Below are 6,351 nucleotides of genomic sequence, written 5' to 3'. Positions count from 1 at the left end.
CGGGACTGTAGTCCGGGGAGGGCGGCTTGATGTCGCGTCGCCACGATCGGTTGCGGTGGTACATGAGCCGGACGTGATAGATATCGCCGATCAGGCCAGGCTTGGAGCTCGGTGGCGGTATCGGGCACGTCGACCGTGAACGGCCGGTCGGGGTGCGCCGCGAGGCACGAAGCCAGCATCGTATTGGCCGTCTCCGTATGATCTGCGGCCAGCGGACCCAGGTGATCGAAGGCGAAGCCGGGTCGACCGAAGAGGTATCCCCCGCGGGCGCCCGGTTGGTCCGTCGACGATCCACGCGTACCCGGGAGCGGCGCTGACGAGGGACGTCAGCAGCACACACGGATCGGCACCGAAGACCTCGCGGTCGATCTCGAAAATGGCGGCCAAGTCTCTTGAGGCCATCGGGCGCGCTGAGCGGTCGCCAGTAAGTCTTGGCACAGATCCCGCGTTGCGTTTCCACCGATGCCGCCGCGCCTCTTTGCGAAGTCCCAGCTGTGGATAGAGACCCACGCCCGCCGGTGTGGCATCCAGCCGAAGGGGCCGCTCGTCGTCGAGCTCGTGCAATGCTCGCACCACCAGCTCTCTTTCGACACCACGCCCGCGATAAGCCGGGTCGACGAGCACCATGGCAATCCAACTGAAACGGCGCTGGTAGCGGAGTGTGGCCACGCTGCCGATGACGTCACCGGCCGCGTTCGTCGCCACGAAGCAGCCACGCGGGTTCAGCGTGAGAAACAGTTCCCAGTCGCGCGCGACCTGGTTCCAGCCGCTTGCGCGACAGAGCAGCAGGCCGGCCTCGACGTCGCGCGTTTGCATGAGACGGATCGACTGGCGACGGACCGACGCGCATGTTCATGGAAGGCTCCCGCAGCACAGCAGTCTCGTATTCTGTATCACAGAATAATTCTGATCTGGTCGTGCTGCCACTGTATTGCCGACTGCGGCGCGATGTCAAACAATCAAGTACCGGGAAGACAGGTCAGAACCCATGCCCAATGGACCCTTTGGTTCTGCATCACGAAACGAATTGACATGACAGCGTAAATGGCGGGAGAAAATCTCATATCCGCGATCGCCTACCAGGAGGCAGCCTGTCATGAACCACAGATTCTGGAAATCGTATTCTGTTGTACAGAATATATGCTATGATGTAGAATCGATGCTTGACATTGTCCCGCCGGCGCAATTCCATCCCCCCCACCAAGAAAATCGGTCAGGTCGGTCTGGTCCAGTCCACTGAAAAGCTGATGGACTGACTCCCGTGCCCAAGGGGAAGTAACAGGCTCCTCAGGGGGGGGGGGTCTACACAAGAGGCCGAGATGAAGCGATCCGTGGGCGCGTGGACTTCCGGAACCTCAGCGTGTGCGAGATTGCCGTGGGTGAGTCCCGGCCTCCGCCTGATGAGAGTGCACTCCTTCCGGTGTCGGCGGTCACCGCGAGCGCGCACGATGGCAATGTGTCGGAGAACACGCTCGACGGCAATCTCACCACTCGCTGGTAGGCCGAAGGCAACGGGCTGGTGCGCGGAACCCTTCGGCTTCGGCGTGCGCACTTGTGTTGTTCTGGTGAACAGAATTATCGCTGTCAAGTAGAATTTGTGCTTGACACGGCGCCGCGCCGGTGCGATATCTGGCCTATTGAGACATCGGTCTGGGTTGCTGTGCGATCGACGGATTGATCTTCCATGCCCACTCGACGGAGCTGGCAGGTCAGTCAGGTGGAGGGGCATGTCCGGAACGGAGGGGAGAGATGAAGTGGCCTCTGTCGTCCTGGAGGGCTGCCGTGTTCGCGTCGGTACTTCTGGGCGGTCTTCCGTCGCTCCCGGAGGCACAGGTGAACACCGGCAGCATTCTCGGCACTGTCAAGGATGCGACCGGCGCCGTGTTGCCGGGAACGACGGTCACCGTCATTAACGTCGACACGAACGTCACGCGGGCCACCACGGCGGACAGTCGGGGTGACTACGCGGTCCAGTTCTTACCTGTCGGCACGTACCGTGTGGAGGCGAGCCTTGATGGGTTCCAGCGCTACATCCAGACGGGTGTGATCGTCGAGGTGAACCGCAGTGCGCGGGTCGATCCGACGCTCACCGTCGGCACGGCGGTCGAGAGCGTCGAGGTCGTCGGCGATGCGCCGCTGGTCGACACGCGCCACGTGGCGCTTGGACGCACGGTGACGCAGACGGAGATCCTGAATCTTCCACTCGTCGACCGTGACGTGTATGCGCTGCTCGACCTCACCGCCGGTGTCGACGACTCGACCTCGAATAACCTGTTCGGGATTCCCGGTCAGGAGACGCTCGTCAACGGATCCGCCAACGCGGGGACGGGTGCGGTGAACTACAACCTGGACGGCGGCGCGAACACGAGTGGCCTGCGCCAGACCGGCAACATCGCCCCGAACCCGGACGCGGTGCGCGAGTTCCGCGTGCAGACCAACAACTACTCGGCCGAACACGGCCGGTTCGGCGGTGGCACTGTCGACGTCATCACGAAGTCGGGCACGAACGCCCTGCACGGGTCACTCTTTGAGTTCTTCCGCGATCAGGAGCTCAACGCCAATCGGTGGGCGATCGAAGAGAGCAACCTCCGGAAGGACCTCTTCGAGCGGAACAACTTCGGGGGAAGCCTCGGCGGGCCGGTCGTTCGGAATCGCACGTTCTTCTTTGCCAGCTACAACGGCATTCGACAGACCACCGGTGAGTTCGAGAACGGCGCGCGCGTCCCAACCGCGCTGGAACGGCAAGGGGATTTCTCCCAGAGCCTCGACGACGGTGCGCTCGTGGTGATCCGGGATCCGCTAACGGGCGAGCCGTTCTCGGGAAACCGGATCCCCGCCGACCGCTTCGACCCGGTGGCCGTGCAGATCGTGAATGACTGGGTCCCGTTGCCCAACCTGCCAGGGAACTTTTATGAGGTGGAGGTCCCAGAGCGGCTGCGGCGCAACGAGCTCAGCCTCAAGCTCGATCACGTGCTCTCGGCGGCGCACCACCTCAACGGGAGCTATTTCCTCGCTAGGGGCCGTGACGTGGATGCGCTGAGAGGCGATCTCGCCTGGAATGAGCGGCTCTTCGAATGGGACCAGCACAACGTCAACCTTTCGCACACCTGGACCATGAACGAGTCGATGGTCAACGAGGCGCATTTCACGTTCGTCCATAACGTGGGCGGCCGGCTGAATACACCTGAGATCTCGATCGCCGATTACGGATCGAGTTTCGTGATGCAAGGAGCTCCCGCCCTTCCAGTCATCGACATCTCAGGCTACTTCGAGCTCGACACGCCGATCGCCGGGCCGAGGGCGGGTGGCAACACCTATCAGGTCCGTGATGTGCTCAGTCTGGACAAAGGGCGTCATGCAATTCGGCTGGGGGGAGAGTTTTCTCACGAGTCGCTCGCGCACTTTACCACGCTCGACAACTACGGCGAATTCGACTTCGACGGCGACCAGACCGGAGATGCCTTCGCCGACTTTCTGCTCGGTCTGCCCCGCCGGATCGACCAAGACGCCCCGGTCGACAAATTCGACAACAGCACGTATTTCGCGCTGTTCTTCCAGGACGACTACCGGATCCATCCCCGGCTCACGCTCAACCTCGGGTTGCGCTACGACGTGCAGCTCGCGCTCACAGACCCGCAGAACCGCAAGTTGACCTTCGTACCCGGCTTCCAGTCGACGGTGGTCCCGAACGCGTTCGAAGGGATGGTGTTTCCGGGCGATCGGGGACCGGACGGTGAAATCCCGAGGTCGATCGCGAAGACGGCCTGGAACAACGTGGGGCCGCGCCTGGGCCTTGCCTGGGACGTATTCGGGAACGGCCGAACGGCCGTGCGAGGCGCGTTCGGAGTCTTTTACGGCACCATAGGCGGCAACATGTGGAACGTCACGGCCGATGGCCAGCCCTTCGCGATCCGGCAGAATTGGTTTTCCGGCACGCTGTCGAATCCGTATCAGGATCTGCCGGAGGTCCCGTTCCCGTACGTCTTTGACGCGGCCAACCCGCGGTTTGTGCTGCCTGCGAGCATCAATGGTATCGCCCTCGACTACGATCTCCCGTACAATTACCAGATGAACGTCGCGCTGCAGCGGCAGATCACCGACGACCTGAGCGCGACCGTCGCCTACGTCGGGACGCGCGGTCGTAATCTCCCGGTCAGGCCGGATCTGAACTACCCACTGCCTGGTGAGGGGGACGTCGAGGATCGACGCCCGATTCTCCCCGGCCAGCTCGGGAGCATCGGCATCCTCGACAGCTTCGCCACCAACCAGTACGACGGCTTGCAGGTGACCGTGGACAAGCGGTTCAGTTCCGGCTTCCAAGCAAACCTCGGCTACACGTTCGGCAAGAGCCTCGAGGATCTCGAGTTGCAGGACGACAACCTGGGCCAGGTTCAGAACTGGTCCAACATCGCTGCGGAGCGCGGGCGCACCGACTTCGACCGCCGGCACCAGTTCAGGCTGTCGGTGGTCTGGACGCCCGATTACGTCGACGAATCGCACCGCCTGGCGAGTGCCCTCCTCAACGGGTGGACGATCGCCCCCATCGTTCGGCTGTTGAGCGGCCGGCCGCTGACCATCACCGCCAGCGGCGACCCGAACCGGGACGGCCAGGGACAAGACCGCGCTAATCTGCTGCCGGGTATCGACCCGCGGCTCGACCCGAACCGATCACGGAGCGAGGTCATCGAGCAGTGGTTCAACACGGAGGCCTTCGTCGAGCCGCCGACCGGTACGGACGGCACCTCGCCGCGGAACTTCATCGATGGCCCTGGCACACGCAGCGTGGACATCGGGGTGTATCGCACGTTCGGGCTGGGCGGAGGCCGCGACCTGCAGGTGCGCGTCGAGGCCACCAACGCCTTCAACATGGTCAACCTGAGCCACCCGAGCACGAACGTCAGGTCGAGCTCGTTCGGGGAGATCCGTTCGGCGAATCCGATGCGCCGCATTCAGCTTGGCGTACGGTTCTCGTTTTGAGACGAGGAGGCCACGGCCCTGTTCACGCGCCCCTCGTACCGATCACCGTTCGTTGTGCCGAAGCTCGCGCCCGTCAGCAACACGAGCGCGTAGGCAGCGGCACTGCGGTCGAGGAGGATGCCAGTGCATCGCCGCACATTTTTGTCCACGGTTCCAGCGCTCACGGCCGGACTGGCAGCGGCCGTCAGGCGCCAGAGTTACGCGACAGAGAGCCCCAACGAGACCGTCAACGTCGCTGTCGTGGGAATGCGAGGCGGTAACGAGGGCAAGCCGGTCTGGACGTCGCGGGGGCGCGGGCAGAATCACTACGAGAGCCTATCGGCGCTGCCCACTGGCACGCGCTGATGACGATCTGGGCCTGTCAGGCCGGCAAGGATGTCTACGTCGAGAAGCCGGTCAGCCACAACGTCTGGGAAGGGCGCAAGATGGTGGAAGCCGCCCGGACCTATGAACGAGTCGTGGCCGCCGGGACGCAGCGCCGCAGTCAGCTCCTGACGAAACAGGCCGTCGAGTTTATCAAGGGGGGCGGGCTGGGCAAGCTTCATACAGGAAGATGCGCGGTCTTCCGCGCGCGCGATCCCATCGGCACGACGAGCGACGACGCTCCGCCCCAGGGTGTGCACTACGACCTCTGGCTGGGCCCGGCGCCCGCCCGTCCATTCAACGAGAACCGCTTTCACTACACGTGGCACTGGTTCTGGGACTACGGCACGTCGGAGCTCGGGAACAATGGCATCCACGTGCTCGACTCGCTGCGCTGGCTCATGGACCGCAGGGAGCATCCGCGTGTCGTGTTCTCCACAGGAGGCCTCTACGAGCGGGGCGAGCCAACCGATCAGGAGACGCCGAACACGCAGTACACGACGTTCCAGTATGCGGATGGCGTGGTGCTCCACTGCGACGTCCGCGGCTGGTTCACCGAGTCGTCGGATGCCGGGCTCTATGTCTATGGGACCGAAGTCGAAGACGACGCCTGAGGCCATCGCACGCGTCGTGTCAGACGAGTCGGGGTTCAAGGCGGCCGTCGCCAAGAAGCCGACCTTTTGATGGGCTCATCTTTATTCCTTCTCTTCGTCGAGCGTCGACCAGCACGCTCACACTCCTCCCCTGAGCCGCCCTGGACCACGGCATTCTCTGGCCCGCGCGGCCGCGCGCAAGGGGCCTTCGCTCGCTACGCTCGCTCCGGTGGCTGCGCCATGCCACCCCTGCACGCGGCCGCTAGCGGGCCGACGGACTGCACTTGTCCAGGGCGGCCCTTCTTCAGGTCAACGCCTTCAGACTTCCCTCGCTGCGGCTGGGCGGGGGTGGGGGTGGGAAGGAAGGCGGGACGATCGCCCCGATGCTGGTCGCCGTACGGGCGCGGCCAGGGTTCAT

General features: G+C 63.8%; 4 protein-coding genes. 3 read left to right on the top strand and 1 reads right to left on the bottom strand.

The window, feature by feature from the left end:
- Window positions 1-90: 90 nt before the first annotated feature.
- Window positions 91-816 (bottom strand): GNAT family N-acetyltransferase, encoded by a 726-nt coding sequence (locus GEV06_27875; protein ID MPZ21677.1) that lies wholly within the window; start codon window positions 814-816, stop codon window positions 91-93.
- Between the two features lie 933 nt (window positions 817-1,749).
- Here GEV06_27875 and GEV06_27870 point away from each other — a divergent pair.
- From GEV06_27870 to GEV06_27860, 3 genes are all read left to right on the top strand, one after another.
- A complete protein-coding gene (locus tag GEV06_27870) occupies window positions 1,750-4,977 on the top strand; it encodes a TonB-dependent receptor (GenBank protein ID MPZ21676.1) in 3,228 nt (1,075 codons plus the stop codon).
- 123 nt (window positions 4,978-5,100) lie between these two features.
- The gene (locus tag GEV06_27865) at window positions 5,101-5,322 is read left to right on the top strand and encodes a hypothetical protein (GenBank protein MPZ21675.1); all 222 of its coding nucleotides are present in this window, start codon (window positions 5,101-5,103) and stop codon (window positions 5,320-5,322) included.
- Window positions 5,322-5,954 carry a hypothetical protein gene (locus GEV06_27860; GenBank protein ID MPZ21674.1) on the top strand — a complete coding sequence of 211 codons (633 nt, stop codon included), beginning with the start codon at window positions 5,322-5,324 and terminating at the stop codon, window positions 5,952-5,954. The genes GEV06_27865 and GEV06_27860 overlap by 1 nt, the downstream gene beginning before the upstream one ends.
- Window positions 5,955-6,351 lie beyond the last annotated feature (397 nt).

Source organism: Luteitalea sp. (assembly GCA_009377605.1).
Taxonomy (GTDB): domain Bacteria; phylum Acidobacteriota; class Vicinamibacteria; order Vicinamibacterales; family Vicinamibacteraceae; genus WHTT01.
The sequence above is the reverse complement of the archived record's forward strand: the minus strand, read 5'-3'. Positions and strand labels throughout refer to the sequence as shown.

Bases quoted from the DNA above. Each gene is read 5' to 3' on its own strand.
- GEV06_27860 (MPZ21674.1), top strand. From the start codon at position 5,322: ATGACGATCTGGGCCTGTCAGGCCGGCAAGGATGTCTACGTCGAGAAG.
- GEV06_27870 (MPZ21676.1), top strand. From the start codon at position 1,750: ATGAAGTGGCCTCTGTCGTCCTGGAGGGCTGCCGTGTTCGCGTCGGTA.
- GEV06_27875 (MPZ21677.1), bottom strand. From the start codon at position 816: ATGCAAACGCGCGACGTCGAGGCCGGCCTGCTGCTCTGTCGCGCAAGC.